This window comes from Pelagibacterium sp. (assembly GCF_048264985.1).
In the GTDB taxonomy this organism is placed as follows: Bacteria; Pseudomonadota; Alphaproteobacteria; order Rhizobiales; family Devosiaceae; genus Pelagibacterium.
Genome location: NZ_JBLXCL010000006.1, coordinates 81,898 through 108,711 on the forward strand (window position 1 = coordinate 81,898; position 26,814 = coordinate 108,711).

Below are 26,814 nucleotides of genomic sequence, written 5' to 3' on the forward strand. Positions count from 1 at the left end.
GCGCGCAATTTGTTTGAATGCCTGACCGGAAAAAGTGCTGCCGGTAAAGTTTTGTTAACCATAAGTTGCCAGCCTCCGACCATAACGGCCGGATTCGAAACATTGGACTTTAGCGCGCGAAACTTATTGATCCTGGTTCTTGGGGGAGCCGGCGCCTTGGCCGGCGCCTCGATGGCGCTTGGGCAAGGAGAAGGGTCGGGGACCGACAATCCCGATTTGCTGCGTGGCTCTCTCGGGGTTGGATGTCGACCGGGGACGTTGTGTCAGTTTCCCGCTGCCGACCTTGCAGCGCCAATGGCCGGGCCCATTGCCGTGCCCCTACATTCGGCGCCGCCCCTTACGTCTTCGGCCCCGATATCACCGGTGACCCCGACGCCTCCTGCATTGGTGGATCATGCGTCGGCGCCGGTGGCGGCAGTGAGTGCTGCGCCGATGCATGCGGATACGGCTGATTGGGGCGTGCTCGGTTATGGAGTGGCGCTGCGCGGCGCTTATGTGCGCAGCGGGACGACAGAGCGTTTTGAATTGCTCGCGATTCCATCAGTGTCGTTTTCTCGCTCGGGCAGCGCGACAGATCTCGAACTTGGCGCATCAGCGACGCTGGTGCTGCCGCAATCTGACGATTTGCGAATCGGCGCTGCCAATGTTTCGGCGCGTGGCGTCCATCGACTTTCGCCTTCAGCGGGGCTGGCATTTAATGCGGATCTGGCGCTATCGCAGGACGCGCCGGATGGGCTGAGCACAGACCAAACCGGACTTGCGCGTGCGCCGGTTCGCGTGTCGGGCGCTGCCGGGCTTGCCTATACCCAGCGGTTTGGCCAATTTGCTGTTACCGGCGGGGCCGATCTCGGTCGCGAGTGGGTTGGCAATTCCGAACGTATTGACGGGACTTCTGCCGACAACAGCCATGAGCAGGTGACCAGCTATGGCGGGAACCTCAGAATTGGCTATGAGCTGACGCCTGTCGTTTCGGTTTTCGGACAAGGTGGGGCCGGACGGTCTGAATTTGATGGTGTCGACCCCGATCTCGGCGCGAGTCGCACTGGCAATGATTTCGAACTTCGGGGCGGGATTGCAGCAAACTGGCAGGACGTCGTGACGCTGGAAGCGTCGCTGGGGTCAGGCTGGCGGCAGTTCGACGACGCCGCGATTTCCGAAGCCCAGAGCTGGCTCTACGGGCTTTCGCTGGGCTACCGCCCGACAACAACTACCGAACTGATCGCAAGTTTTGATACCGAGTTGACTGCGGGTGAAGGCAGTTCGGGCGCGGGTGCGCTTTATGGGTTGGAGCTGGAGGCGCGACACCGGGCGAATTCATGGCTTGCACTGCGCGCCGCTGTGGGCGCGCAATGGGATGTGCCTGACGATAACTCACCAACGACACGGACCTATTCAGCGGGGCTGGGGGCCGATGTGACGGTGGGCCAGCGCACCACGGCAACGCTCGACTATGAGTATGGGTTACGCGAAGACCCCGCCGCGGCGAATGTCAGCCGCGACGAGCACCGGATCAGCGGTGGGATCAGTCTTCAATATTGATCGGAGTGTCCGCTGTGAGTTTTTTCAACTCGCTGAGGAACGCGTCGGCAATATCGGGGCGGTCGAGGGCGAAGGCCACATTGGCCGTGAGAAAGCCGATCTTTGAACCGCAATCGAACACCTGACCATCATATTTCACGCCGATGAAGGGCTGGCGGTCCATGAGATAGCGCATAGCGTCGGTGATCTGGATTTCGCCACCGGCGCCCACTGTTTGTTCGCCTAAGAGCGAGAAGATCTCAGGCTGCAGAATGTAGCGTCCCGAAATGATCAGGTTGGAAGGTGCGTCTTCGGGCTTTGGTTTTTCGACCATGCCGGTGATGGCGAAGCCCTGATCGGGACCCTCGCCGCGACCGATGACCCCATATGAGGACACATCTTCGGGCGCGCATTCCTCGACGGCGATAATGTTGCCGCCCGACTCTTCATAGGTGTCCATCATCTGTTTGAGAACGCCGGGTGAGGATTTGAAGATCATATCGGGTAAAAGCAGAGCAAACGGCTCGCGGCCGACGATGTCGCGGGCGCACCATACGGCATGACCGAGACCCAGCGGTTCCTGTTGCCGGGTAAAGCTGGACTGTCCGGCCTTGGGCAGATCGTGGCGAAGCTGCTCCAGCGCTGCAGTCTTGCCGCGGGCTTCGAGGGTCGCTTCAAGCTCGAACTGGCGGTCGAAATGATCCTCGATGACACCTTTGTTGCGGCCGGTGACGAAAACGAAATGCTCAATTCCCGCTTCGCGGGCTTCGTCGACAGCGTATTGAATGACCGGTTTATCGACGACCGTCAGCATCTCTTTGGGCATGGCTTTGGTGGCGGGAAGAAACCTTGTTCCAAGGCCTGCTACGGGGAAGACGGCTGTACGGACTCTCTGGACCACTTCATACTCCATCGAAATTGCTTTGACATAAACTAAGACAGTTTGAATGTCTTAATGCAAGATTGCGGTTACAGTTGCATGCTCGCGCGCATGCGGGGACGAATATCGGATTAAGGAAAATTATGGCTATTCTGGTCACGGGCGGTGCGGGCTATATCGGGTCGCACATGGTGCTCCATCTAGCAGATGCTGGCGAAGACGTCATTGTCATCGACAATCTGACCACGGGTTTCCCCTGGCTTGTTGATCACCGGGTGAAACTTGTCGAAGGCAATGTCGCCGATGCGGCGCTGGTCGCAAGGGTCATTGCCGAAAACGACATCGACGCAATTATCCATTTCGCCGGTTCGATCGTTGTGCCGGAATCCGTCGAGAATCCGCTGAAGTACTACAAGAACAACACAGCTTGCACCCGCGACCTGATCGAGTCCGCCGTGGCCGGCGGGGTCAAGCATTTCATCTTCTCTTCGACTGCGGCAGTCTATGGCATGGTGGGGCTTGAACCGGTCGGTGAGGATGCGATCCTGTCGCCCGTCTCGCCCTATGGCCGCTCGAAGCTGATGAGCGAATGGATGCTGGCCGATGTCGCCGCTGCACATCCCATGACATATGGCGTATTGCGCTATTTCAATGTCGCGGGCGCAGACCCGCAGATGCGCTCGGGGCAGTCCACCGCCGGGGCCACCCATCTGATCAAGGTTGCGGTACAGACAGCGCTAGGACACCGGGAAAAAATGAGCGTGTTTGGCGATGACTATGCGACGCCGGACGGAACCTGCGTTCGCGATTACATCCATGTGGCCGATCTTGTTGCCGCGCACGGTCTGTTGCTTGACCACCTGCGTGGAGGCGGGGAAAGCACGACCGTCAATTGCGGCTATGGACGTGGATTTTCGGTCGATGAGGTAATTTCAACTGTCAAATCGGTTACAGGCATCGATTTTCCTATTGAGCATGGCCCGCGTCGGGCCGGCGATCCGGCTTCGATCGTGGCGGGTGCGGACAGGATCAAGGCGCTGGGCTGGGTGCCCAGGCATGACGACCTCGCCGGAATCGTGGAGATGGCCTACAAATGGGAAAAATACCTCGACACACGCAACGATCGGCCATCCATTCTCTGATTGGCGGGCTTTGCGTCTGGTTCGGTTTTGCCGGTTTGGCAGCGGCGCAGCCGATCGAAAGTTTTGCTGCCTTCAAGGACCGGATGGAAACTGTCGCCGTCACCAGTGGCGTGCAGCGCGATTTTTACCGTGCTGTTATGGGTCCGGTACAGCCCGACCCATCGATTGCGTCGCTGATCTCAGGGCAACCCGAATTCGTGACCCCGATCTGGGACTATCTCGATACCCGTATCGGATCGAACCGGATTGCTCGAGGACAATCGGCAGTGTCGGCCAACAGCGGATTGCTGAGCGCGATCGGACAAGCTTATGGCGTCGATCCCTATGTTCTTGCTGCGATCTGGGGCATGGAATCCGATTACGGTGCGGTGCTGTCCAATGGCGCGCTCATCAAGCCTGTCATTCCGTCGCTTGCGAGTTTGGCTCACCAGCGACGTGGCCGGGTTGCCGAGGACGAAGCTGAGCTGATCGCGGCCCTCCGCATCGCGCAATCGCGCGGCTCGGCAGACGGTCTCGTTGGCTCCTGGGCGGGGGCATTGGGACATTTGCAACTCATCCCCACAGCCTACCTCCAATACGGCCAGGACGGCGATGGGGATGGCGTTGTCGACCCCCATGCGTCGCTTGCCGATGCGTTGGCATCATCGGCGAACTATTTGCGCGGACTTGGCTATCGCCCAGGTCTCGATTGGGGATTTGAGGTTCACGTTCCCGATGGTTTCGACTATCTGTTGGCCGACAGGGAGACATTTCGCCCCATACGGTTTTTTGCCGAACGGGGCGTCGTGCGCGTTGCCGGACGGGATTTCTCCGATATGGAAACCGAAGTGTTTCTCTATGTTCCGGCCGGGGCGGGTGGGCCGAAATTCCTGATGACGCGGAACTATCTTGTGTTCAAGGGCTACAATTTTTCCGATTCCTACGCTATGGCCGTCGCTCATCTCACTGACAGGCTCAAGGGGAGCGGACCATTTGTGACACCGTGGCCGCTCGGCGCGCAGTTTCCCAATCGTCAGCAACGCATCGACATCCAGACGATGCTTGCACGCCTTGGGTATTATCGCGGCGTTATTGACGGCAATATTGGGCCGGTGACCCAGAGTGCCTATGCCCGCTTTCAGGCGGGGGCCGGACTGGTGGCTGACGGGTTTGTCACGCGCGATGCGCATGGACTGCTGGCCGATGCTGTTCAATAGCTTTTGGTGGCGCTTTGAGGGCGCACCATTTTGGACTAGAATCCAACAATGACTGTGTGGCGCGCGATAATTGTGAGTTTGGCGTTGGGGTGCGCGTTGGCGCTGCCGATTGGCAGCGCTTTCGCGCAGGAGCGCAGCACCCGTACGCTGTTTGAAGTGCTCTTCGGCTCGGGCGATGACAACCAGCAGGCACAGCCCCCGGCTCAGCCAACGGCACCGGTGACGTCCCAGCCACGCCCCCAGGCCCAGCCCGCACCCCGCACTCAGCCGCAGCCTGCACCAGCCGCCGCAGAACCCGAGGTGGAAAAATCGCAAAACGCTCGCCGGGTGGCCGTGTTCGGAGATTCGCTTGCTGTCGATCTCGCCCGGGCGCTTGAGCGGCTCTATGCTGAAAATCCCGAGGTCGTCGTTGACGAACAGGCTGTAGGCTCTTCGGGGTTCGTGCGTAACGATTTCTATGACTGGAACGCGGCGATCGAGGACGAGGTGATCGCCGACAGTTTCGATGTTGCAGTTGTGGCAATCGGGATCAACGACCGCCAGGCGCTCAATGGCGCCGATGCGCTCTCGGACCCTTGGCGCACTGCGTACCGCGCGCGGCTCGATGCGTTTCTCGCCGATCTGGGCGCAGCGGGCAAGCAGGTCATCTGGCTCGAACTGCCCCCGATGCAGCAACCAAGTTATGGCGCTGCAATGGCGCAGATTTCCTCGATCCACAAGGCCGCAGTCGGCGCTGCGAGTGGGGTTTGGGTCGAGACCTATGACCGCTATCTGGGAGAGGATGGCACCTATAGTGCGGATGGGCCTGATCTCAACGGCAATATCGTCGAAATGCGCAAGGGCGATGGCATCCATTTCTCGGCAGCAGGGGCCGACAAGCTGGCCTTCTATATCGACCGAGCGCTGGGCGGCACCACTGGCGGACGGGTCAGCATGTCGGGCAGTACATCTGAAGTGGCTGACCTTTTGGCAGGGACCGATGCCGCGCAGATGATCCGGCCGCCCTATCAGGGGCTGGAACAGATGCGTTTGCTTGAAATGGCGAGCTTCGTGCAGGACCTCAGCGGCGCAGCCGAGCGGGCAAGCGATCTCATTTTCGCCGGGGCAGCGACAGCCGGAACCCGCAGCTTTGATATCGAGGATATGCTCGAAGCGCCTGTCGGTAGAGTGGATGCGTTCGGGCTGGGCAAGGGCGGGGTCGAAAATCCCGGCGGGCGATAAACCAAAGCCCCGGTGCGAGACCGGGGCTTTACTCAAAAATTTGGCGCATCGACAGCCTAGCGGGGAAGTGCGGTTTCGCCCATGAGGTCGAGATCGATGGCGCGGGCTGCCTGCCGGCCTTCGCGGATGGCCCAGACGACAAGAGACTGTCCGCGACGCATGTCGCCGGCGGCGTAAACCCCATCGACAGTGGTCTTGTAACTGAATGTATCGGCAAACAAATTGCCGCGCTTGTCGAACTTGGCGCCGAGCTGTTCGAGCATGCCCTCGTGGATGGGATGGGCAAATCCAATGGCCATCAGCACCAGTTCGGCTGGCAGAATGAAGTCGCTGCCTTCGATCGGCTTGCGGTCGGTGCCGACACGGGCGCATTTCACGCCGAAAACGTGACCGCGTTCGTCCGAAACGATCTCGACGGTCCCGGCCTGGAACTCGCGATTGGCGCCTTCGGCCTGCGAGGACGATGTGCGCATCTTGACGGCCCAGTTGGGCCATGAGGTGAGCTTGTCTTCCTTTTCGGGCGGACGCGGGCGAATATCGAGCTGGGTGACAGAGACCGCACCCTGACGAAAAGCCGTGCCCACGCAATCTGAAGCCGTATCGCCGCCACCGATCACCACAACATTCTTGCCGGCGGCGAGGATGGGCTCGTCGGTGACTGCTTCGCCGCCATTGCGGCGGTTCTGCTGCACGAGATAGGGCATTGCGTAGTGAACGCCAGCAAATTCGGTGCCTTCGCAGCCGGGATGGCGCGGGAACTCCGAGCCGCCGCAGAGCAGCACTGCGTCATGGTCGGCCCGCAATTCGGCCATTTGGCGGGTGACGCCGATGTTCTCGCCGAAATGGAAGATAACGCCTTCGGCCTCCATCTGGGCCTGACGGAAGTCGATATGGCCCTTTTCCATCTTGAAGTCGGGAATGCCGTAGCGCAGCAGGCCGCCGGGCTTGGGTTCACGCTCGAAAAGGTGAACTTCGTGGCCGACACGGGCAAGCTGCTGTGCAGCAGCCAGACCGGCAGGACCAGCGCCGACGATGGCGATCTTCTTGCCGGTCTTCTTGTCGGCGATCTGAGGGCGAACCCATCCACCACGGATAGCCTTGTCGGCAATCGCCTGTTCGACAGTCTTGATGGCAACAGGGGTGTCCTCGAGATTGAGGGTGCAGGCTTCCTCGCACGGGGCGGGGCAGATCCGGCCGGTAAACTCGGGGAAATTGTTGGTCGAATGGAGGTTGCGTGAAGCTTCTTCCCAATCGTCCTGGTAAACAAGGTCATTCCAGTCCGGGATCTGATTGTGGACGGGGCAGCCCGTATCGCCGTGGCAATAGGGGATGCCGCAATCCATGCAGCGCGCTGCCTGGTTTTTAACTTCCGGCTCGGTGAGCGGGATTGTGAACTCGTGATGGTGCCTGACGCGATCCGAGGCGGGCTCGTAGCGCTGTTCCTGGCGATCTATTTCAAGAAAGCCTGTTACCTTACCCATGGGCTTTCTCCTTCATTGTGCTGCTGTGGGGCGCGCGCGACCCGTGCGCAAATCTTCCATTTCCTGCATCGCCCGGCGGTATTCGACAGGCATGATCTTGACGAATTTGGGACGGTATTCCTCCCAATTGTCCAGGATCAGCTTGGCGCGCGATGAACCTGTGTAGTGCAGGTGATTGGAAATGAGCTGGAACAGGCGTTCGTCGTCATGGCGTGTCATGTCGCCGGAAACGTCGACGCGGCCGTGCCATTCGAGGTCGCCACCATGGTGATGGATCTTGCGCATGAGCTCTTCTTCCTCAACCACCGGCTCGAGATCGACCATGGCGAGGTTGCAGCGTGAGCGGAAGGTTTCGTCATCGTCGAGCACGTAAGCCACGCCACCGGACATGCCGGCGGCAAAGTTGCGCCCAGTCTTGCCGATGACGACGACGACACCGCCGGTCATGTATTCGCAGCCGTGATCGCCGGTGCCTTCGACAACCGCGATGGCGCCCGAATTGCGGACGGCGAAGCGTTCGCCGGCCACGCCGCGGAAGTAGCACTCGCCCTCGATTGCCCCGTAGAGCACTGTGTTGCCTACGATCATCGATTCCTCGGGCACGATCGTAGCCTTTTCTGAGGGGCGGATGACAATGCGGCCGCCGGAAAGGCCCTTGCCGACATAATCGTTGGCATCCCCGATCAGATCGAAGCTGATGCCCTTGGCCAGAAACGCGCCAAAGCTCTGGCCGGCAGTGCCGCGCAGGGTGACCGAGATGGTGTCTTCGGCCAGACCCTTGTGGCCATGGGCCTTGGCGACTTCGCCCGAGAGCATGGCGCCCGCAGATCGATTGAGCGAGCGGATCGGCATTTCGAACTGGACCGGCTCTTTGGTATCGATGGCCGTACGGGCCTTGGCGATCAATTCTCGGTCGAGAACGGCTTCGAGGTGATGGTTCTGGAATTCGGTATGATGGATCGAATCCCCACCCGCGGGCTCGGGCTTGTAGAACAGCTTTGCAAAGTCGAGGCCCCTGGCCTTCCAGTGGTCGTCAAGCCGTGTCTGATCGAGCAGGTCGGAGCGCCCGATAACCTCGTTGAGCGTGCGTGCACCCATTTGGGCGAGCAGCTTGCGCAGCTCTTCGGCGACAAAGAAGAAATAGTTGATGACGTGCTCGGGCGTGCCCTTGAAGCGCTTACGCAGGACGGGATCCTGGGTCGCGATTCCGACCGGGCATGTATTGAGGTGACATTTGCGCATCATGATGCAGCCCGCAGCGATCAGCGGCGCTGTGGCAAACCCGTATTCATCGGCACCGAGAAGGGCGCCGATCAGGACGTCACGACCGGTGCGGAAGCCGCCATCAACCTGCAAAGCCACCCGCGAGCGCAGGCGATTGAGAACGAGGGTCTGGTGGGTCTCGGCAAGGCCGATTTCCCAGGGGCCGCCCGCGTGCTTTAGCGAGGTCAAAGGTGCGGCGCCTGTACCCCCATCATATCCTGAAATCGTAATGTGGTCGGCCCGCGCCTTGGCAACGCCGGCGGCAACTGTGCCCACGCCGACTTCGGAGACGAGCTTGACGGACACGTCGGCTTCAGGATTGACGTTCTTCAGATCGTAGATGAGCTGGGCCAGATCTTCGATCGAATAGATGTCATGGTGCGGTGGAGGGGAAATCAGGCCAACGCCGGGGGTTGAATGGCGCGTTTTGGCGACGACCCAATCGACCTTATGGCCGGGGAGCTGGCCGCCCTCGCCGGGCTTGGCGCCCTGGGCAACCTTGATCTGGAGCATGTCGGCGTTGACCAGATACTCGGTCGTGACGCCAAACCGGCCCGAAGCGATCTGCTTGATGGCAGAGCGTTGCGGGTTCATCGCCCCGTCGGGCAGGGGCTTGAAGCGTTCGGGATCTTCCCCGCCTTCACCGGTGTTGGACTTGCCGCCGATCTTGTTCATGGCCATGGCAAGCGTTGTGTGGGCCTCGCGCGAGATCGAGCCAAAGCTCATGGCGCCGGTTGCAAAACGCTGGACTATGGCTTCGGCCGGCTCAACCTCGGAAACATCTATGGCCTCGCCCAGTGGCTTGATTTCGAACAGCGAACGGATGGTCAGATGCTCGGCATTCTCGCCATTTGCTGAACGGGCAAAAGCTTCGTAGCGCGCTTGTGCGCCCTCAGGCGTTTCGTCCCTGGTCCGCACTGCATGCTGGAGATCGGCAATGGTATTGGGACCCCAGGCGTGAGCTTCGCCGCGCATGCGGTAGGCGTATTCGCCGCCCACTTCCAGGCTTTTGCGCAACACTGCATCGTCGGAGAAGGCAAGCGTGTGACGGCGCAGGGTTTCCTCGGCTACTTCCGCAAGTCCGACACCTTCAATTGACGTCGCCGTCCCAAAGAAGAAGCGTTTCACGAACTCGCTCGAAAGGCCAACGGCGTCAAAGATCTGCGCGCCGCAATACGATTGATATGTCGAGATGCCCATCTTGGACATGATCTTGAGCAAGCCCTTACCAACCGATTTGATGTAGCGGTAGATGACTTCGCTGGCATCGACTTCGGCGGGGAACTCGCCTTCGGCATGAAGTGCGGCGAGCGCCTCGAAGGCAAGGTAGGGGTTGATCGCTTCGGCACCATAACCGGCCAGAACGGCAAAGTGATGAACTTCGCGGGCCTCACCGGTTTCGACGACCAGGCCCGAGGAGGTGCGCAGGCCCTTGCGGATCAGATGATGATGCACGGCGGCGGTGGCTAGCAGCGCCGGGATGTCGATGCGGTTCGCTGCGACCAGACGATCTGAGAGGATGATGATGTTGTAGCCGTTGCGGACAGCGGCTTCTGCGCGCTCGCAAAGCGCATCGAGTGCCGCTTCCATGCCCGCGGTACCCTTGGCGGCATCGTAGGTGATGTCGAGGGTCGCGGTATGAAACTGGTTGTCTGCCATGTCGCCAAGCGCGCGGATCTTTTCGAGATCCTCGTTGGTCAGTACGGGCTGGCGCACTTCGAGCCGCTTGGTTGTCGAAAGACCTTCAAGATCGAAGAGATTCGGGCGCGGGCCGATGAATGAAACCAGGCTCATCACCGATTCTTCGCGGATCGGATCGATGGGCGGATTGGTGACCTGCGCAAAGTTCTGCTTGAAATAGGTGTAAAGGAGCTTGGGCTTGTCCGAGAGCGCCGAAAGCGGCGTATCGGTGCCCATTGAACCGACGGCTTCCTGGCCCGTAGTCGCCATGGGGGCCATGAGGATCTTGATGTCTTCCTGGGTGTAGCCGAAGGCCTGCAGGCGATCGAGAAGGCTCTCGGTCGTTGCCGGCGCCTTGGGCTCGGCTTCGGGCAGGTCTTCGAGAACGATCTGGGTTTTTGCCAGCCAAGAGGCGTATGGGTTCTTGCCCGACAGTGCCTTCTTGATCTCATCGTCGGAAACGATGCGACCTTCTTCGAGATCGATAAACAGCATACGGCCCGGCTGCAGGCGCCAGCGTTCGACGACGTCTTCGTCGGGAATGTCCAGAACACCCGATTCTGAAGCGAGGACCACGTGGCCTTCCTTGGTCACGAGATAACGTGCAGGGCGCAGGCCGTTCCGGTCCAGTGTTGCCACCACATAGCGGCCATCGGACAGCGACATCGCCGCGGGGCCGTCCCAGGGTTCCATCAGCGCTGCGTGGTATTCGTAAAATGCGCGACGCTCCTCATCCATAAGCGAATTGCCTGCCCAGGCTTCAGGGATAAGCATCATCGCTGCATGGGGCAGCGAATAGCCGCCACGCACAAGGAATTCGAGGGCGTTGTCGAAACACGCAGTATCGGACTGACCCTCATAGGAGATCGGCCAGATCTTGGTGATGTCCTCGCCGAACTTGGGTGAGGCCACCGAGGCCTGACGCGCCGCCATCCAGTTGACGTTGCCGCGGATCGTGTTGATCTCGCCATTGTGGATTGTCATCCGATACGGATGGGCCAGCTTCCAGGACGGGAAGGTGTTTGTTGAGAAGCGCTGGTGAACGAGTGCGATGGCGCTTTCGAACTGCTCGTCATGAAGATCGGGATAGAACTTGCCGAGCTGATCGGCCAGGAACATGCCTTTGTAAACGATGGTCCGCGCTGACATCGAGACGATGTAAAAGCCGTTATCGCCCTGAACTTCGGGGATTTCGCCATAGATTGTGTTGGAGATCACTTTGCGGGTGATCAGCAGTTTGCGCTCGAATGCGTCGATATCGTCAAGCGCGGCTGGGCGGGCGACAAACATCTGTTCGATTATGGGCTGGGTGTCGATCACGCCCTCGGACAGCGCCGAATTGTCGAACGGAACCACACGCTCGCCAAGAATCTCCAGTCCTTCGGCAGCGATCGTCTTGCGCACCAGATCGGCGCAGCGGTCGCGCAATCCGTCATTGGGATAAAAGATCATGATCGGCGCGTACTGGCCGGCGCCGGGCAGGTCGAAGTCGGTAACCTTGTCGAAGAATGCGTGCGGAATTTGAACCAGAATACCGGCACCGTCGCCCATGAGCGGGTCGGCGCCGACCGCGCCGCGATGTTCCAGATTCTCGAGAATTTCGAGACCCTTCTGCACGACCTCATGGCTCTTGGCGTTCTTGATGTTGGCAATCATGCCGATGCCGCAGGCGTCATGCTCATTGGCCGGATCATAAAGGCCCTGGGCGGCATTGCGTTTGGTCGCAGGGGTATCGGGAAGTGCTGGAGCTGCGATCAAATGCTTGTCCAATTCGCCCATAGTCTGGTCCTCGCCAAAGTTAACGGAAAGTTGCCATTCACCGTCCGTGCAGGTCGCTCGTGCGGGTCGTACAAGGATCAATGTACGGCTCGGGTGAGCAGACCGGTTGTTTACAATGGAGCGGCGCTGCATCCAAATGGCCGCTCAAATGAACCCCTGTTGGGTTCCGCCGGGCCGCTCCTCCTCTTTGACGGGCGGGCTTTGACCGGCGATGCAGATCTGTCCGGGAGACGGATGATGCTGCGGAATTTATGCCAGGTGTGTCCTTAGCACAAACAGTGTGTGAAGGATCGCCTGTCATTTGTCAATAATGGACAGCAATGCTGCCCTAAAATTTGCGCGACACTGGCAGATTTTTTGCGCAGCGGCAAGCGCACAGCGCTGAATTTAGGATGGGCAGCCTAAAATGAAAAGGGCGCTCCTTATTGGAGCGCCCGATTCTCTCCGATTGTGAGCCGGACCTATTCGAGGTGGGATTTGATAAACCAAAGGTTCTTATCGAGGTCACGCGAAAAGGCTGTGAGAATGTCCGCTGCGTCGGCATCGCCCGCTTCGTCTGTGGCATCGATGTCCTCGCGCACCTGGTTGGCGAGCTTTGCATAGCGCTTGGCCAGCTCGGTCAGGTGGTCCCTGGTCTTGGAAATGTCGGTCGGGTAGGCATCGAGCAATGTCTGCTCGGCAACGATCCGGGATGTGCCAAGTGCGACACCATCGAGCTGGGCGATGCGTTCGGCAATGACATCGACATGGGTGTCGATGCTGGCGCGCATCGGGTCGAGCATTTCATGGACTGCGATAAAATCGGGACCCTTGAGATTCCAGTGAGCCTGCTTGGTGATCAGAGCCAAATCGATGGCATCGGCGAGACGAGCATTGAGAATATCGATAACAACCTTGCGCGCGTTGCCATCCTTCCCAAGAGAAATTGAGGGAGTAGCCATGTTTGAAAATCCTTCAGCTGAAAACTGGTGCCGGTTCAACACCGATAGCACCGGTGAAGTTCCGCAGTTCAAAACAAAGGCGCGACCGCAGTCGCGCCTCCATCAGTATCGGCAAAAGCGTCTATTAGTTGACGGTCTTGTCTTCGATGGTCTGGTTCGCGCCTGAAATTTCGATCTGGCGTGGTCGCTTGGACTCGGGCAATTCACGCTTGAGATCGATATGGAGCAAGCCGTTTTCGAGCGAAGCGCCCGAAACCTCGACATGGTCGGCAAGCTGGAAGCGCAGCTCGAAGGCGCGCTCTGCAATGCCGCGATGCAAGAATTCGCGCTTTTCGGCAGAGCCCGAAGCGCGTGAGCCTTTAATCTGCAGGCTGTTTTCCTTGGTTTCGATGGCAATGTCGCCCGACGAAAAGCCAGCAACCGCAATGGTCACGCGATATGTGTCGTCACCTGTGCGCTCTATGTTGTAGGGCGGATAGGTCTTGGCATCTTCAGCGACCAAGGTATCGAGACGCGAAAACAGGCGGTCAAAGCCAACTGTGGAGCGGTAGAATGGTGAAAAATCAAGACGTTGCATTTTCGGTGTTCTCCTGAGTGTAGCAAGAACGTTGCGCAGTGCTGCCGGCTCGAGGCTCCCTATAGAGGCGAGCGGATTCCAGCGGCGTCCCCGGGTCATCCGGCGGACAGCACAGAGATAGGAACAGGCATTTTGCTGTTCAAGAGGTGGGTCAACGGGTGCCTGAATTGAATATGAACGGGCTACTCGGAGTGCGTTCAGGTGGGGTGAGCTAGAAGGGCGCATGTGATGCCGGAGACGGTGTCATTACAGAAGCGCAGGCGCCGTTCACCGCCCCCCGCAACGGCGTCTGCGCATTCTTCTCGCCTCATTTGACACGCATCGCTATTGTGCAGCCCACCATCAGCAGGCAACCGGTGCATATGGACGCGACATCCAACGGACATGATTTTGTCCATCTCGATACAAATCCCATACCTTCTGGCGCGCGGTCGGGCTTTTTCTCGACAAGCGACAATGTCCGTTTGCGATACGGCATCTTTCCCAAACAGGGTGAAGCATCGCGCGGCACTGTCGTTCTGGTGCAGGGGCGGACCGAATTCATCGAAAAGTACTTCGAGACTGTCGCCGACTTCCAGAAGCGCGGCTTTACGGTTGCAACGTTCGATCTGCGCGGACAGGGCGGATCGGACAGGCTGATCGGCAACCACAGCCTCGGCCATGTCGAAAATTTTGACGATTACTGGACTGATCTCCACGATTTTCACAGGATGATCGTTCTGCCCGATTGCCCGCCGCCCTATTATCTCGTCGGTCATTCAACCGGTGGGCTGGTGGGGCTATTGGCAGCGACCCGCGACCGGCTGATGTTCGACAGAGTGTTTCTGTCCTCGCCAATGGTCAGCCTGCCCGGATTGCCATTTTCGCTCAAATGGTCATCTCGGCTTGTCGATGCAGCGCGGTTTATGGGGTTGTCCGCAGTGCCGCTGGGGCGCAGCGAGGACAAGGCGCAGACAGACGCGGGATTCGAAAGCAACCCATTGACCTCGGATAAGGCGCGCTACATGCGCAGCGTCGAACTCCTCAGGGCGCGACCCGATCTGGTCATCGGTTTACCCACTGTGGGTTGGGTCGGTTCGTCGCTTGCAGCAATGCGCCAAGCCAACGGGGACAATTTTCCGGCCCAGCTCAAGATCCCAGTGTTTATCTGTGCAGCGGCTCTCGATCAGATTGTTGACACGAGCGCCACTGAAGCGCTTGGGCTGCGGATGCGTGCCGGGCATCACGTAATTATACCGGGTGCGCGTCATGAACTGTTCATGGAGAGCGACGCGATCCGCGCCCAGATCTTCGCCGCGTTCGATGCGTTCGTAACCGAACAGACGGGTTAGTCAGTGCGCCGCGTCAGAACGTGGCGCTACCCCGTAGCGGTTTCAGGGGCAGCGGCGCTGAAATCGGCATGGATCTATACGAAGCCTGCGGTCAGTCCGTCATCGCCTCTCGTAAGGTCCGCAGGGCCGCTTCGTGCAACTCTGGAGTTGCGGCTGCCACGCAGGTGCCGCCCTGTTCGGCGCGTCTCCCATCCCAGGTGGTAACCACGCCGCCAGAGGCTTCAATTATGGGGATGAGGGGCGCGATATCGACGTCCTTGAGACCTGCTTCGACCACCAGGTCGATATGACCCGATGCCAATAGACAATAGGCGTAGCAATCGAGCCCGTATCGGACCTGAAGCACGCGATTGCTCAGGGCTGTCCAGGCGGAAAGGTGGGGCCCGCGAAACATATCCGGGCTGGTGGTGCTGGTGCGTGCTTGCGAGAGCATTGTGACGGTGCTTGCCGCTGCGGGCTGGGGTGTGCCGTTACGGGTATGTTCGAGATTGCCGCCAACAGCCAGCCAGCGCTCACCTGAAAACGGCTGCTCCATCAGCCCGGCGATGGCTTTGCCCTCGTGGGTCAGCCCGATCAGGGTTCCCCAGACCGGTACGCCGGAAATAAACGCCCGGGTGCCGTCGATGGGATCGATAATCCAATTGAACGCTGTTGCTGTGGCCTTGGCGTCCCATTCCTCTCCGATGATGCCATGATCGGGGAAACTCCGGGCTATGATCTCGCGAATACGTGTTTCGGCCTCCCGGTCTGCTTCGGTGACCGGATCAAAGCCCACCTCGAACTTGTTATCCACAGCAAGTTGCGTGCGGAAGCGCCCCAGGGTCGAAGGACGCGCGGCGTCCGCGCCGGCGATCAGGGTTTCGGCAATGGCGCGATTGGTCAGGCCGACTGATGGCGAAATTGTCATGGACATCCAAAATCTTGCGGGAATGGCAGGGCGATTGCCCGGAGTTGGCTTTGTTAACAAGGGGTTTACAGAAGTGATTCCTTTTTGCAACAGCGCTTGCCGATTGCATACACAAACGGCCCGGAACACTTGCGCTTCGGTGAAAAAAGGTTCAATCACAATATTGCATGATGGATTGGTAGTTCTTTCGGCCCGGCCGATTTCAATGAACTGCCAATGTTTCCTCCCTTGACTTGGGCCGCCCAGCGCGGCCCACTCTTTTCCTCCCCAGAGATTTGTTGATTTATTCGGCGGCCAGTTGCGTGCGCGCCAAAGAGACCGCGTCGAACCGCACAAGTGTTGCAAGGAGCGTTTCTGCCAGCTTTTGCATGACCGAAAAGCCCCGATGCTTTTGCAGGGTCAATTCATGCATATAGAGGTGGCGCGAAAACTCTATCTGAATGGCATGAATACCATATTGCGGTCGGCCGTATGCTCTTGTCGTGTGACCACCCGCATAAGGGCGATTTCGCGCTACCTTCAGGCCGGCTCCGGCAAACACGGCTTCTACAGTGTCGATAAGCACCGGCGCGCAGGTGGTGCCATAGCGATCGCCCAAGACGACATCTGGTGATGTGCGATCATTGCCGCGACTGAGGCGCGGCATTGAATGGCAGTCGACAAGCACTGCCACCCCGAAATGCCCAAGCGTTTCGCTCAGAAGGGACTGCAAGGTCTTGTGGTACGGCTTGTAGATGCCCTCGATCCGCATCAGTGCGTCTTCAAGCGCCAGCGGCTCGCGATAGATCGGGCGATTTTCTGAGACGATGCGCGCGATTGTGCCCAGGCCTGCGGCAATGCGGGGCGAGCTCGTATTGAAGTGTTCGGGCAGTCGCTCGCGAAACATTTTGGGGTCCAGCTCATACGGCTCGCGATTGACGTCGAGATAGGCGCGCGGGAAATTGGCGCGCAGCAGCGGCAGGCCCATATGGGGCGCGCGCGTGAAGATTTCGTCGACCCAGGCGTCCTCGGACTGACGGATCGCCATTTCATTGAGGCGGGACAGCTTGAGAAAGCGCTTTGGATAATCGCGGCCCGAATGAGAGGAATTGACGATTATGGGCGCCACCTGGCGCCGGGGGCGGACGGTTTCAAAAGCGGGTCTATCGAAATAGTCTGATTGCACGCCCAACCTCTCGATGGCACGACCGATCCCGCCGCTCAAGCTTTCCCGCGTTCTCCATCAAGGACGCGATCGAAATCGATTTCACTCTAAGGTGCATCCGGACCTGCAAGCAAACAACTGCCGGTCCGAACGCACCTTTAAGCTTAAGTTTGCAACGCCGGCGCGCACTTGTCCACAAAAGGGAACCGGGATGAGGTGAATGTGACTGTTGCACGGGGCCAAGCTTTCGTAAAACATGCGAATCACGCCAGCTGCAGCTGGGAAAAAGATACTGGGACCTTTCATGAGCCAATCGTTGAACCGGATTTTGCTGGCCGAGGACGACGCCGATATGCGTCGGTTTCTCACCCGTGCCCTCAAGAATGCCGGCTATGATGTCGTTGCGTTCGACAATGGCAAGTCGGCTTACGAGCGGTTGCGTGAGGAGCCTTTCACGCTGTTGCTGTCCGATATCGTGATGCCGGAAATGGACGGGATCGAGCTGGCACGGCGCGCCACCGAACTCGACCCGGATCTCAAAGTGATGTTCATTACCGGGTTTGCCGCCGTGGCGCTCAACCCCGACAGTGAAGCGCCCAAGGGTGCATCGGTGCTTTCCAAGCCTTTCCATCTGCGCGAGCTGGTAGGAGAAGTGGAGCGGTTGCTGGCGGCCTAGCGCCGCGTTTGTTTCTGGCAGGCAGGTTGCGTCACAAGAGCTTCAAATAACGGCAAAAACCTATTGACCACCACCGGCGTTTTGTGGTGTATCCGCCCTGCGCTTCGCCATTGGCGGAACGCTGCTTAAAGAAAGAGTGGGCGTATAGCTCAGCGGGAGAGCACTACGTTGACATCGTAGGGGTCACTGGTTCAATCCCAGTTACGCCCACCATTCTTTCTCCCCCGGCCAGCCGGGACAGCCTTATATGACAAGGCGTATTTTCGGGCACCGTCGCATGTTTGGGACGGATAGGCCAAGCGGGTGTATAGCTCAGCGGGAGAGCACTGCCTTCACACGGCAATGCTGGTAGTGTGCTAAGACATTGAAAATAAACAGGTTTGCTTCGACCTGGTACGAACTTTGGTACGAATAGAGCGCCGGATGGGAGTATAGCTCAGCGGGAGAGCATTCGCTTCACACGCGAAGGGTCACTGGTTCAATCCCAGTTACTCCCACCATCCTCCAGTCTCGCTCTGTTGCATGCATCTGATTTGTAATCAGAGGGTCGCGGGTTCAAGTCCTGCTGCCGGCACCATCCAAACCCCCGGAAATGCGGAAGTTTTGGAATCGCCTGTCTGGGCGTCCCAGTCAATTCTGGGCGCTGGGACGCCGTTGGGACGCCGGGCGCGGAATCAAGGTTGCGATCCTTGCGTCCGACGGCGAATGCAGCATAGTTGCCCCATGCGCATCCTCACACTCATTTTCGTCCTGCTCTCGACACCGGCGTTTGCCGTCGATCCTGCGGTGAAATCGGCATTCTGGTCGACCCTCGCTCCCTTAGGCCCCTCGCTTTACTGTGAGGCAGATGTGGCCGAGCTGCTGGAGACGGACACGTACTCGGTCGAGCACGTGTACCCCTCAAGCTGGATGAGAACGACGCTGGGTTGCGAGGACTGCGACAACGATCCAGCTTATCGGGTCTTCGATAACGACCTCCACAATCTATGGCCGGCGGAACACAGCGTGAATTCGGCACGGGGCAATCGCGCGTTCGCCGATCTCGTGGCCGCCGACGACTGGCGCGGTGGCGAATGCGCATTCCGGTCACGCGGCGAGCAGATCATGGGCGACATCGCTCTGGACGGACTCGTCGAACCCCGAGACGAAGTCAAAGGGATGATCGCACGGACGCTACTCCATGTCCGGGACACCTATGGGGGCCAGCTTCCGATCACGCAGCTCGAAACGGCGCTGGACTGGCATCAAAGGTATCCGACGACTGAACTCGAGTGTGCGCGTGCAGCAGTCATACTCGAGCTGCAGGGCACGATCAATTCGTGGCTCGATTGCCCGTGAGCTGGACCGTTCGCATATTGCTCGCGTGCGGTGTCATCGGTCTCGCGCTCTCACTGGGCCTTTCACTCTCAGCTCTACTCTAGGTCCGGGACCAATCCAGCCTGGAAAATGACCCTTGCTTCTCCGTATTCGCCGATGTCGGGTTGGGCATCTCTGACCCATGCAATCGCGCCATCGTATGAGCCAAAATACCCTGCCGCAGCAGTGATAGCTTGCTCTTCTGATCTCATTTCTCGAGGATCGAATGCGGGTTGTAGCTCTCCATCGTCATCGATCTGAAATGCCCAAGCCACAATCAGTTTTTGCGGCCCTTTGCTCAGCTGTTCACGTTTTTCCATGCCATCTGGACTCCATTCTCACCTCAGTCATATAAGAACAAAAGCGGAACATTGAGCAAGAAGATTCGTCATAGTCCGCTTTTCGACACGTTTGGAAGGTCGCGATCCAGCCGATGTGAAACTGAGTGCGGAGGAAGCGTGGGCGATGTTTGAGCTGGGATTCGAGTTCTCGATCTACGGCGAAAACGGTGAGTATCGGCTTTCCATTCCATACGAAATGGTTCGGCGCTCAGATGACGATACGATCATCTTTCAGCAGCCGAAATGAATGCGTCCGAAGCCGGAATTCATCGTCGATTGGCCGTGGATAATTGTCCGCGTCAGTTGCTCATACTGCAGTCGCCGCGGCGCATTCCGGCTTGCTCGCATCGCGGAGAAATACGGCGCGGAATGTGGTGTCGAGCGCATGAGATTGCTGCTCGCGGGCGATTGTCCGTGGGCCGGCGAGCATTTCAAGCCGCAAAAATATCGCAAGGGGTGCGGCCTCTATTTTCCGGATCTCGAGGGTGCCCCCAGGCCACCGGATCTACCGCCTGCAGTCGGAGCATTAATTGTCATCGAGGGTGGAAAAAAGCGGAAAGCTGGGTAAACCCCGTTTTGCCGCTCAAGCCCGATTCAACGCCCCGGTGGGTAAACCAGCGGAAGGGTACGAAATCATACATTTGCGCTGGTCGGCAGCATCATTGCGGGCTCGTCGTCGGTATAGTCGAGAAAGATAAGCTGCGGCAATTCTGCGAGCCGCGCACGGATCGTTTGGGCGTCGACAGGCACGTAGCCGACATTGTCGACGCCAACGTCGATGCACTGGTTCGTACCCGGCAGCCGTCCGTGAGAATGCCCAAAGAGGTTTACGGCACCCCGGCGCATGTTCCGCCAGCTGCGCAGGCCATAATGACACAAGACGAACGTCGTGCCCTCGACCTCAACCTCGATCAGCTCGTTGATGCTGGCCCATGGCAGGTGCTGGGTCTCGTTCCTGAAGTCATGATTTCCGACAACCAAGTGCTTCTCGCCGTTGAGCTGGTCGAAAACCGTCCGCGTCTGTTGGGGACCACACCGGTACGCGAAATCGCCAAGGTGATAGATGGTGTCGCCCGGTCGCACGACGGCGTTCCAGTTTTCGATCATGACACGGTCGTGATCATCGATGTTAGCGAAGGGGCGGTTGCACATCGACAAGACCGAGCGGTGACCGAAATGGGTGTCTGCGGTGAAAAAGGTACTCGACATCAATCGATCCCCTCAATTGAACCACACGACGGCATCGGGTTCGTCTTCGCGCTCCAGTCGCTTCGCCGTGCTCACGATCCATCCTTCGGCGGCGATGCTCACCTCCTCGATCGACTGGCCGAATCTGGTCGCGCAATACACGCGTACGGCATCCGACCAAGAGTCGGTATTCTCGCGAAACCAATCGACGAGATCGTTCCAAGCCGCGTCTTCGTACATGCGGCCAGCGGGCTCGAGTTCGGCGGCTGGGTGCGCGTAGCCGATGCTCTCTGCAAGCGCGGCGATTTGCATGGTTTCGGCATGAGTGCGGGGCATCGATATTCTCCATTGGTGACGATGGAGGGAGGATGCCCTGGGGGGATGAAAGTCACACGCAATCAGTTGCTCTTTATATATGGGGGCTTGATTGCATTGCAGCTACCGAGTTAAGCGCGGATGCTCGAAGATCAGAATCCTTGCGTATCAAAATCGTCATCTGACGCGATGCGGAACGCTAGTAATTGATTCTAGTTGACCCCTAGAAACCCTTCGAAAATCGAAACGTTCGATTTCGTATTTCACGGCTGGCGGCATCGTAGCCCCGTTCACCCCTTAATCACAAGTTCGTGAGCGTGTCATTCTGAGGGCCGATCTGGTCGCTTTCATCGATCCGACGGATAACGAATCGATCGCAGCCAAGGAGGTCCAAGATGCGAGCGATTTTCAGAGCGTTTGCCGCGATGTTTGCGGCGATCATGAGTGCAGTGCGGTGGGTGCGGGATGAGACCGGCAAGCTCGTCATGAAGCTTGTCGGCGGTGGCATGCCCATGACCCCGATGCCGACAATTCAGGACGAGGTCGCGCAAGATCGCGGCGTCGCCCCCGACCGGGGATACGATCAGCTGCGCCTGGCAGCAGACCTGCTGTCACGGGGGCGTGTGCCCCACGCTGAGGTCTTGGATGCGATCGGGTCGGATAACGTCAAATGGCTGAGTGCGATGCCGGCCTCGATGCTGACGCTCGTCGTGCAAGCGTCCGATGAGCAGCTGTCAGCGCATATGCGTCAGACGCGCTCGATCCGGGGGCTGTTGGCGTACGATCATGAGAGCATTGCAGCGTACGAGCAAGCAGTCGAACAGGATCGCGCGATCGAACGTGAGCGGGAGCAGCGGACGCGGCGAAGGCCGGTGACGGATGCATTCCTCGACAAGCTGTATGCGTGAGATGGGCGGGAACGATCCCGCCTTCTTCGTTTCAGGAAAACAGACGGCGGCGCTTGGCAACAAGCTCGAGCTGCAGGCGAAGACCGCGCTCGCGGGCGAGCTCTTGCTCAAGCTCGGCGACACGGCGCTGCAATGCCGACAGTGCCGATGAAAGGCGGGCCTGACCGGCGGCTGCGCGACGGCGTGCGGTTTCGGCATTCTTCGCGCGTGTGGCCATGTTCATCGCGAGTACGAAGTCGGTATTATCTCCTGAAAACATGTGTTTCTCCTTGTCTACGGCTTATAGCACGAATCCTCGAAAATTGGGTGAAATCGATTGGTAAAATGCCGGCTATCAGGCCCTTCGGTGCCGTTGCATCCGCTCCCGATAACGGGTCGCTTTCACGAGGTCCTTGAGCGTTGCGCGGTCTTCGAGCCGGTTCGCAGATATCTCGACGAACTCGAGCGCGCGACCGACGGCGCCAGATGCCTTTCGTTTCGCCGACAGCCCGACGGAAAACTCGTCCGAAATCGCGTTGATCTGCTCTGCGCCCGGCGTGAGGACTGAAGCAAGCAACCGGCCCAGCGTGATTTCGTAATCACCATCTGGTCGCTCCCGACGGGCAGCGCGACAATAGTCGCCGAACATGTCGTGCACGTCCTCGGCCGTCATCCGTATCTTCATTTGCTTCATCCCCGGGTTGAGATGAAACCACGCGCCAAGGCGCAGCCGAAGCAGGATTGCGTGCACGGATGAATACGAGCGGAACTCTTCAACGCGGATCGGGACAAAGCCGCGATCAAGCTGCATGTGATAGCCCCCTGCAGGCGATAGCTTTCCTTTAATGACCCCTGCGGTCGTCCGTCGGATGCCGGGAATGTACTGCAAGTCATCGAACCAGAGGTCTGGTTCGGCGATATTGCCGACGAGGGATTCGAATAGAGGCATCAAAAAGCGCGTCGCGTTGTCGATGCGCAGATCGGCGGCTTCTTCGAGCTGAGGCTTTAGGATCTCGAAATAGCCGTCGGCATTCACACGCGACAGCAGCACGATCATGGCGCGCATCTGAGGAGCCGAAAGGCCTGACGGATACAAAGTCTGCGCAAGCGGCAAAGGGATGTCGATGACCGCATCGGTCGGCTGAAAACGGCTGCTACGCATGATTTAGACCCGTGAAATTATCCATTAGGCAGAAGATGGGGGCCGCCTGATGCTGATGTCAAGCGCTGGTTTTCTCGGGACATGTTGTGATAAATGTCTGACCCCTTGGGTTACCTTATAGGGGATCCCTTCTTTCCCCTACGGTTGCAACAAACGCATATGCTCCGCGCGCGGGAGGCGCGCTTCGCTTATCGAGAATCGGGTCTGGTCTCCCAAATCCCGTTCGTTGAAAACAATGCGCTGACGATCCAGAGGCTCGATTGTTTTAGAATAGGAGCCGCCCGCGCTGACGCGCGTATATTGCGCAGCTCTGCTGCGCGATGAATCCGGAATCCCGGAAGGGCAACGGTGAGCCCCCATTCAATGCGGAGCTGTGGTTAGAGTCTTTTGCCTCGGCCCCGGTCGTCTGCCTCGCCTCTCCCTTCGTCACATGATCCGCTTGCGTGAGGCTGGAGGCACATCGGGAGGCTTCCGCGTCCCGTTCTTCATCCATCCAAATCCGGCGGCCTCAGCGGGCTTCGTGACGGACGTTTCCATCCGACACGTCCCATCATTTTCCGTGACTTGTCCCTTGCATCGCCTGGCCACATCTTCGCGAACATGAGCAAGACAACAGCCCAGCGCCGCCGAGAAGACCGCGACCGCAAGCGCCTGGAGCGTGAGCGTCGGCGCGCGTCTGGCATCCCTGAGCCCTCGGCGGTCCAGAACGCGGTTACAGAAGCATTTTCCTTCGCGATTCTGACCCTGGACCGGAAATCCATCCAGCCCGGCAACGTACCCATCAACGCCGCCCTCATCATCGCTGTCGCTGTCGACATTCTCTCGAAGCGCGGCGGCTACAATGGAATCGAGACCCGGAAGGCCGTCCGCGATATCCTCGCTCCACGCGATGCACATCGTCTTGCTGGCCACATCCCCAGTGTGTCGCCCGACGGTTCATCTCGATATCGCACGGGTGCCCCGGCATCGTGACGCGTCGTCATCGGCACTGTGTTCACCCCCGTTACCTCCTCAGGACGCCTCCAGACGGGTAACGGAAATCCAGAAACACTTTCCGCGCAGCCAAAGGTATTGTGTCGTGCTTGCGGAAAGCATATATTTGACCCCGTCCTGTAGTGCTTTCGCACGACATTGGCCGCTGAGGGGTGCAAGCCTCGGCGGCCCACCTTTTCCCATGAGCTTACAGCGCAGAACCCCTTTCTCAAACTGGGAATGGAGACAAAGAGTCGTGAGTATTGCCGGACCCAGTCAGTCTGCCTCCGCCGACGAAGCTCAGAATGGTGACAATCAGTATGCCACCCCCATGCCGGCAATTTGCAGTTTTACGGCGACACCGTAGAACTGGCCATTCGTCGAGCAGGTTCCTGGTCCGCTTCGCGCCCCGTTCCGGCTGTTCCCCATCCCGCGTCGAAAAGCTAAAGGCGGACACTCGCCTAGATGGGAAGGGCGGCGGCGTAGCCATCTGGGCTTTGGCCAAGCGGTGGTCTTTTGCAGTGCGCCTGGGGGAGCATGCAGGACCGTAAAGAGGGGCAACGCCTATCCATCATAAGTTGCCCAGGCATGTTCTATCGCTGTGGACGTTCGTCGGGACCGCGGAGAATGCAAGCCGGATTGCCGAGGTCACAATCAAGAACTCTTCGGCAGCGCCTTCGTCTACGAGATCGTCGTCATACCGCCCGAGGAAGGCACCTTCTCTCACGACTCGGCATTTACTTAATATCGGTGAGTGAGGTCGCGCTAGTCGCCATTCTCTCGGGCCCCATTGGCGATTTCGGTTCCCGCCCGTTCCAGGTGTTCATTTCCAGGAGTGCGACCGAGCTTGGCAAAAAATGGCGAATTCGGTCCGATCTTCCATGGAGCAGCTGCAGTCCCACCGCGAGAACTGCGAGGCCCTGTGCACAGCGGCGTCAACCGTCACCGTCGCAGCGGTAAAGGGGTTCCTGCAGGAGGATAACGAGGATAGACTAGAATTGCTCCCAATCCGCGGCGAGCGCGGTATTACCCGATACCTGCGATGCGGGTCGAATATCCGGTGGGTTTGGCCAACTTCTGCAACTGCGGCACCGATTGTTCGGGACCGTTCAGCCGGAACACCGCCACAATCTGATCGAGTTCGATTGCCTGGGCTTCGGTCTGCTCGATGGCGGCATTGGTTTCTTCCACCAGTGCTGCATTGTGCTGGGTCATCTCGTCCATGGTCCGCGCCGCCACGTTCACCTCTTCAAGCGCCTGCGACTGCTCGCCATTGGCCTTGGCAATGGCATCGATTAGCCCCGCGCTTTCCTCGGCACGGGTCTGGATATCGAGCAAGGTCTCGGCTGCGCGCGCAACCAACTGGGTGCCGTTGCGCACCTCGCCCGCGCTGGCGTCGATCAACTGCTTGACCTCGCTGGAGGCCTGGGCCGCGTTTTGCGCCAGGCGTCGCACTTCCACTGCCACCACGGCAAAGCCCTTGCCGGCTTCGCCGGCGCGCGCCGCTTCCACAGAAGCATTGAGCGCCAGCAGATTGGTTTGGAAGGCGATGTCGTCGATCATGCCGATAATATTGGAGATCTTGGCCGAGGAGGTTTCGATGGCGCTCATGGCCTGATTGGCTTCGCCCATCACCGCGCCGCCTTCGGTCGCGCTGCGGGACAATTGGCGAGCCGTGTCGCTGGCGGTTGCCGCCCGTTTGGCATTTTCCACCACCGCCGTGGAAAGCTGTTCAACCGATGCAGAGGTTTGCTCAATTGTCGCCGCCTGCCGCGTGGTGCGGTCGGCCAGATCATTGGCGCCGGCCAGAATTTCTCCGGTCGCCGTCTTGAGTGAGCGGGAAGTCTGCTGCAATTGCCCGACGATCTCGGTGAGCCGTTCCGCCACCGCATTGGTGTCCTTCTTGATCTGGTCGAATTCGGGGTCGAGGGCCTCTGTCACCCGGCTGGTGAGATTGCCCTGGGCCACATCACGGAGCACCGCCCCGGTCGCGGCGACGGCCTTGTCGATTTTTGCGCGCGCGGCGTCATCGGCCTCTCGGGCATCGGTCGTCAGCTTGTTGAAATAAGCGGAGACGCCAATGTCGACATCGAGCAGCATGGATTTGAGCACCGCCACCAGCATGTCTGCCATGGCATCGGCATCAGCCAGCACGGCTTCGGACGTGCGCGGCACGGAACGGCCGAAGCGGCCTCTTTCCGGCTCGAGCGCTGCCGCCATGGTGTCGTGCACCAGCCCGCGCACCAGTGTTTCCATGATCAGGCCATAACCGCCGATATGCCAGCGCGGCTCCAGCTCGATCTTGGCATGGCGGAGCCCCACCTTGCTGCTGGCCTCCATATAGGCTTGGTCCAACTGCCCCGTCGCAATAGCCGACCAATGGCCTAGCTGCTTGGACTTGGCCCGATCCATCTGTGGCGTGCCATCAAAAAAGCGGGCTACGGCCGGGATCTCGGCGATCTTGGCGTAAAACCGGGTCAGGGCCGGTTCGAGATGAGCCTCGATCAGCGGCTGGGCGCGGGCCATGCTGTCTCGCGCAACATCATCAAGACCGATAAAGTCGAGACGGGACTGGAGAAGATCGGCGGTATCGGAGGTCATGGCGAGAGGCTTCCAGATTGGCGTCTGTGACGTTCTATGCCAATCGAGATTCCCAAATCTTGATCTGGATCACAGTCCTTGGTGAACATGGACAATCTTGGTAAAGGATCGGTTATCGCGTGTGGGGGTAATCAGTTTTCCCGTAAGGTTGGAGCGGGCAGCGGCTCGGTGTCTTTTCAGGTCGGCGGCCCAGCCCTGTGCTCCAGAATAGCTTAGGGTCGGTCCGCATTTAGCTCTGCCGTTCGGCGAAATGTGT

At 59.1% G+C, this 26,814-nt stretch carries 23 protein-coding genes and 2 tRNA genes; 12 read left to right on the forward strand and 13 right to left on the reverse strand.

What is annotated here, in order from left to right:
• Positions 1 to 156: 156 nt before the first annotated feature.
• Positions 157 to 1,539, forward strand: a complete 1,383-nt coding sequence (locus ACN0TA_RS14900; RefSeq protein WP_417584328.1) for an outer membrane beta-barrel protein — start codon at positions 157 to 159, stop codon at positions 1,537 to 1,539.
• On the opposite strand, the gene galU is transcribed toward ACN0TA_RS14900, so the two are convergent.
• Positions 1,523 to 2,419 carry a UTP--glucose-1-phosphate uridylyltransferase GalU gene (gene galU, locus ACN0TA_RS14905; RefSeq protein WP_417584330.1) on the reverse strand — a complete coding sequence of 299 codons (897 nt, stop codon included), beginning with the start codon at positions 2,417 to 2,419 and terminating at the stop codon, positions 1,523 to 1,525. The genes ACN0TA_RS14900 and galU overlap by 17 nt on opposite strands.
• Before the next feature lie 122 nt (positions 2,420 to 2,541).
• Between galU and galE the strand changes: the two genes are divergently transcribed.
• Genes galE through ACN0TA_RS14920 form a run of 3 tightly spaced genes read left to right on the forward strand, consistent with a single transcriptional unit; the run spans position 2,542 to position 5,957 of the window.
• Positions 2,542 to 3,540, forward strand: coding sequence for a UDP-glucose 4-epimerase GalE (galE, locus tag ACN0TA_RS14910; protein ID WP_417584332.1), 999 nt, complete (start codon positions 2,542 to 2,544; stop codon positions 3,538 to 3,540).
• Positions 3,492 to 4,736, forward strand: coding sequence for a lytic murein transglycosylase (locus ACN0TA_RS14915; protein WP_417584334.1), 1,245 nt, complete (start codon positions 3,492 to 3,494; stop codon positions 4,734 to 4,736). Before galE ends, ACN0TA_RS14915 begins: the two co-directional genes overlap by 49 nt.
• Positions 4,737 to 4,784: 48 nt before the next feature.
• A complete protein-coding gene (locus tag ACN0TA_RS14920) occupies positions 4,785 to 5,957 on the forward strand; it encodes a DUF459 domain-containing protein (protein WP_417584336.1) in 1,173 nt (390 codons plus the stop codon).
• A gap of 56 nt (positions 5,958 to 6,013) precedes the next feature.
• Here the strand turns inward: ACN0TA_RS14920 and ACN0TA_RS14925 are convergent, their stop codons facing one another.
• From ACN0TA_RS14925 to ACN0TA_RS14940, 4 genes are all read right to left on the reverse strand, one after another.
• Entirely contained in the window at positions 6,014 to 7,438 is a 1,425-nt protein-coding gene (locus ACN0TA_RS14925; RefSeq protein ID WP_417584338.1) for a glutamate synthase subunit beta, read from the reverse strand.
• A gap of 12 nt (positions 7,439 to 7,450) precedes the next feature.
• Positions 7,451 to 12,160 carry a glutamate synthase large subunit gene (gltB, locus tag ACN0TA_RS14930; protein ID WP_417584340.1) on the reverse strand — a complete coding sequence of 1,570 codons (4,710 nt, stop codon included), beginning with the start codon at positions 12,158 to 12,160 and terminating at the stop codon, positions 7,451 to 7,453.
• Between the two features lie 461 nt (positions 12,161 to 12,621).
• Positions 12,622 to 13,101 carry a DNA starvation/stationary phase protection protein Dps gene (dps, locus tag ACN0TA_RS14935; protein ID WP_417584342.1) on the reverse strand — a complete coding sequence of 160 codons (480 nt, stop codon included), beginning with the start codon at positions 13,099 to 13,101 and terminating at the stop codon, positions 12,622 to 12,624.
• A gap of 124 nt (positions 13,102 to 13,225) precedes the next feature.
• Positions 13,226 to 13,678: an Hsp20 family protein gene (locus ACN0TA_RS14940; protein ID WP_417584344.1), complete on the reverse strand. Its 453-nt coding sequence runs from the start codon at positions 13,676 to 13,678 to the stop codon at positions 13,226 to 13,228.
• A gap of 362 nt (positions 13,679 to 14,040) precedes the next feature.
• On the opposite strand from ACN0TA_RS14940, the gene ACN0TA_RS14945 reads away from it, so the two are divergent.
• Positions 14,041 to 15,009, forward strand: a complete 969-nt coding sequence (locus ACN0TA_RS14945; protein ID WP_417584346.1) for an alpha/beta fold hydrolase — start codon at positions 14,041 to 14,043, stop codon at positions 15,007 to 15,009.
• A 91-nt stretch (positions 15,010 to 15,100) separates the two neighbouring features.
• Here ACN0TA_RS14945 and hisN read toward each other — a convergent pair whose 3' ends face one another.
• On the reverse strand, positions 15,101 to 15,922 hold the full coding sequence (hisN, locus tag ACN0TA_RS14950) for a histidinol-phosphatase (protein WP_417584348.1): 822 nt from the start codon (positions 15,920 to 15,922) through the stop codon (positions 15,101 to 15,103).
• 277 nt (positions 15,923 to 16,199) lie between these two features.
• Positions 16,200 to 17,120, reverse strand: a complete 921-nt coding sequence (locus ACN0TA_RS14955) for an N-formylglutamate amidohydrolase (protein ID WP_417584350.1) — start codon at positions 17,118 to 17,120, stop codon at positions 16,200 to 16,202.
• Positions 17,121 to 17,364: 244 nt separating this feature from the next.
• Here ACN0TA_RS14955 and cpdR point away from each other — a divergent pair, with 244 nt between their 5' ends.
• The 4 genes from cpdR to ACN0TA_RS14975 all read left to right on the forward strand — a co-directional run bounded on the left by cpdR (position 17,365) and on the right by ACN0TA_RS14975 (position 19,074).
• Entirely contained in the window at positions 17,365 to 17,736 is a 372-nt protein-coding gene (cpdR, locus tag ACN0TA_RS14960; RefSeq protein ID WP_014131860.1) for a cell cycle two-component system response regulator CpdR, read from the forward strand.
• A 138-nt stretch (positions 17,737 to 17,874) separates the two neighbouring features.
• Positions 17,875 to 17,949, forward strand: a tRNA-Val gene (locus ACN0TA_RS14965).
• 212 nt (positions 17,950 to 18,161) lie between these two features.
• Positions 18,162 to 18,236: transfer RNA gene (locus ACN0TA_RS14970), tRNA-Val, on the forward strand.
• Positions 18,237 to 18,459: 223 nt separating this feature from the next.
• Entirely contained in the window at positions 18,460 to 19,074 is a 615-nt protein-coding gene (locus ACN0TA_RS14975) for an endonuclease (protein WP_417584353.1), read from the forward strand.
• A 74-nt stretch (positions 19,075 to 19,148) separates the two neighbouring features.
• On the opposite strand, the gene ACN0TA_RS14980 is transcribed toward ACN0TA_RS14975, so the two are convergent.
• Positions 19,149 to 19,412 (reverse strand): hypothetical protein, encoded by a 264-nt coding sequence (locus tag ACN0TA_RS14980; RefSeq protein WP_417584355.1) that lies wholly within the window; start codon positions 19,410 to 19,412, stop codon positions 19,149 to 19,151.
• A gap of 145 nt (positions 19,413 to 19,557) precedes the next feature.
• Between ACN0TA_RS14980 and ACN0TA_RS14985 the strand changes: the two genes are divergently transcribed.
• The gene (locus ACN0TA_RS14985) at positions 19,558 to 19,680 is read left to right on the forward strand and encodes a hypothetical protein (protein WP_417584357.1); all 123 of its coding nucleotides are present in this window, start codon (positions 19,558 to 19,560) and stop codon (positions 19,678 to 19,680) included.
• 386 nt (positions 19,681 to 20,066) lie between these two features.
• On the opposite strand, the gene ACN0TA_RS14990 is transcribed toward ACN0TA_RS14985, so the two are convergent.
• Entirely contained in the window at positions 20,067 to 20,642 is a 576-nt protein-coding gene (locus ACN0TA_RS14990) for a metallophosphoesterase family protein (RefSeq protein ID WP_417584359.1), read from the reverse strand.
• A 12-nt stretch (positions 20,643 to 20,654) separates the two neighbouring features.
• The gene (locus ACN0TA_RS14995) at positions 20,655 to 20,957 is read right to left on the reverse strand and encodes a hypothetical protein (protein ID WP_417584361.1); all 303 of its coding nucleotides are present in this window, start codon (positions 20,955 to 20,957) and stop codon (positions 20,655 to 20,657) included.
• Between the two features lie 374 nt (positions 20,958 to 21,331).
• On the opposite strand from ACN0TA_RS14995, the gene ACN0TA_RS15000 reads away from it, so the two are divergent.
• Positions 21,332 to 21,844, forward strand: a complete 513-nt coding sequence (locus tag ACN0TA_RS15000) for a hypothetical protein (RefSeq protein WP_417584363.1) — start codon at positions 21,332 to 21,334, stop codon at positions 21,842 to 21,844.
• A 31-nt stretch (positions 21,845 to 21,875) separates the two neighbouring features.
• Here the strand turns inward: ACN0TA_RS15000 and ACN0TA_RS15005 are convergent, their stop codons facing one another.
• Both ACN0TA_RS15005 and ACN0TA_RS15010 read right to left on the reverse strand, forming a co-directional pair.
• On the reverse strand, positions 21,876 to 22,103 hold the full coding sequence (locus ACN0TA_RS15005; protein WP_332715895.1) for a hypothetical protein: 228 nt from the start codon (positions 22,101 to 22,103) through the stop codon (positions 21,876 to 21,878).
• A 75-nt stretch (positions 22,104 to 22,178) separates the two neighbouring features.
• Positions 22,179 to 22,985 carry a hypothetical protein gene (locus ACN0TA_RS15010; protein WP_417584365.1) on the reverse strand — a complete coding sequence of 269 codons (807 nt, stop codon included), beginning with the start codon at positions 22,983 to 22,985 and terminating at the stop codon, positions 22,179 to 22,181.
• Positions 22,986 to 23,585: 600 nt separating this feature from the next.
• Here ACN0TA_RS15010 and ACN0TA_RS15015 point away from each other — a divergent pair.
• Positions 23,586 to 23,957 carry a hypothetical protein gene (locus ACN0TA_RS15015; protein WP_417584367.1) on the forward strand — a complete coding sequence of 124 codons (372 nt, stop codon included), beginning with the start codon at positions 23,586 to 23,588 and terminating at the stop codon, positions 23,955 to 23,957.
• A 1,026-nt stretch (positions 23,958 to 24,983) separates the two neighbouring features.
• On the opposite strand, the gene ACN0TA_RS15020 is transcribed toward ACN0TA_RS15015, so the two are convergent.
• On the reverse strand, positions 24,984 to 26,558 hold the full coding sequence (locus tag ACN0TA_RS15020) for a methyl-accepting chemotaxis protein (protein WP_417584369.1): 1,575 nt from the start codon (positions 26,556 to 26,558) through the stop codon (positions 24,984 to 24,986).
• Positions 26,559 to 26,814: the final 256 nt, after the last annotated feature.

Excerpts from the sequence above, each read along its gene's own strand:
- galE (WP_417584332.1), top strand. The coding sequence starts at position 2,542 with ATGGCTATTCTGGTCACGGGCGGTGCGGGCTATATCGGGTCGCACATG.
- ACN0TA_RS14915 (WP_417584334.1), top strand. The coding sequence starts at position 3,492 with ATGGGAAAAATACCTCGACACACGCAACGATCGGCCATCCATTCTCTG.
- ACN0TA_RS14920 (WP_417584336.1), top strand. The coding sequence starts at position 4,785 with ATGACTGTGTGGCGCGCGATAATTGTGAGTTTGGCGTTGGGGTGCGCG.
- ACN0TA_RS14925 (WP_417584338.1), bottom strand. The coding sequence starts at position 7,438 with ATGGGTAAGGTAACAGGCTTTCTTGAAATAGATCGCCAGGAACAGCGC.
- gltB (WP_417584340.1), bottom strand. The coding sequence starts at position 12,160 with ATGGGCGAATTGGACAAGCATTTGATCGCAGCTCCAGCACTTCCCGAT.
- dps (WP_417584342.1), bottom strand. The coding sequence starts at position 13,101 with ATGGCTACTCCCTCAATTTCTCTTGGGAAGGATGGCAACGCGCGCAAG.
- ACN0TA_RS14940 (WP_417584344.1), bottom strand. The coding sequence starts at position 13,678 with ATGCAACGTCTTGATTTTTCACCATTCTACCGCTCCACAGTTGGCTTT.
- ACN0TA_RS14945 (WP_417584346.1), top strand. The coding sequence starts at position 14,041 with ATGGACGCGACATCCAACGGACATGATTTTGTCCATCTCGATACAAAT.
- hisN (WP_417584348.1), bottom strand. The coding sequence starts at position 15,922 with ATGTCCATGACAATTTCGCCATCAGTCGGCCTGACCAATCGCGCCATT.
- cpdR (WP_014131860.1), top strand. The coding sequence starts at position 17,365 with ATGAGCCAATCGTTGAACCGGATTTTGCTGGCCGAGGACGACGCCGAT.
- ACN0TA_RS14975 (WP_417584353.1), top strand. The coding sequence starts at position 18,460 with ATGCGCATCCTCACACTCATTTTCGTCCTGCTCTCGACACCGGCGTTT.
- ACN0TA_RS14980 (WP_417584355.1), bottom strand. The coding sequence starts at position 19,412 with ATGGAAAAACGTGAACAGCTGAGCAAAGGGCCGCAAAAACTGATTGTG.
- ACN0TA_RS14985 (WP_417584357.1), top strand. The coding sequence starts at position 19,558 with ATGTTTGAGCTGGGATTCGAGTTCTCGATCTACGGCGAAAACGGTGAG.
- ACN0TA_RS14990 (WP_417584359.1), bottom strand. The coding sequence starts at position 20,642 with ATGTCGAGTACCTTTTTCACCGCAGACACCCATTTCGGTCACCGCTCG.
- ACN0TA_RS14995 (WP_417584361.1), bottom strand. The coding sequence starts at position 20,957 with ATGCCCCGCACTCATGCCGAAACCATGCAAATCGCCGCGCTTGCAGAG.
- ACN0TA_RS15000 (WP_417584363.1), top strand. The coding sequence starts at position 21,332 with ATGCGAGCGATTTTCAGAGCGTTTGCCGCGATGTTTGCGGCGATCATG.
- ACN0TA_RS15005 (WP_332715895.1), bottom strand. The coding sequence starts at position 22,103 with ATGTTTTCAGGAGATAATACCGACTTCGTACTCGCGATGAACATGGCC.
- ACN0TA_RS15010 (WP_417584365.1), bottom strand. The coding sequence starts at position 22,985 with ATGCGTAGCAGCCGTTTTCAGCCGACCGATGCGGTCATCGACATCCCT.
- ACN0TA_RS15015 (WP_417584367.1), top strand. The coding sequence starts at position 23,586 with ATGAGCAAGACAACAGCCCAGCGCCGCCGAGAAGACCGCGACCGCAAG.
- ACN0TA_RS15020 (WP_417584369.1), bottom strand. The coding sequence starts at position 26,558 with ATGACCTCCGATACCGCCGATCTTCTCCAGTCCCGTCTCGACTTTATC.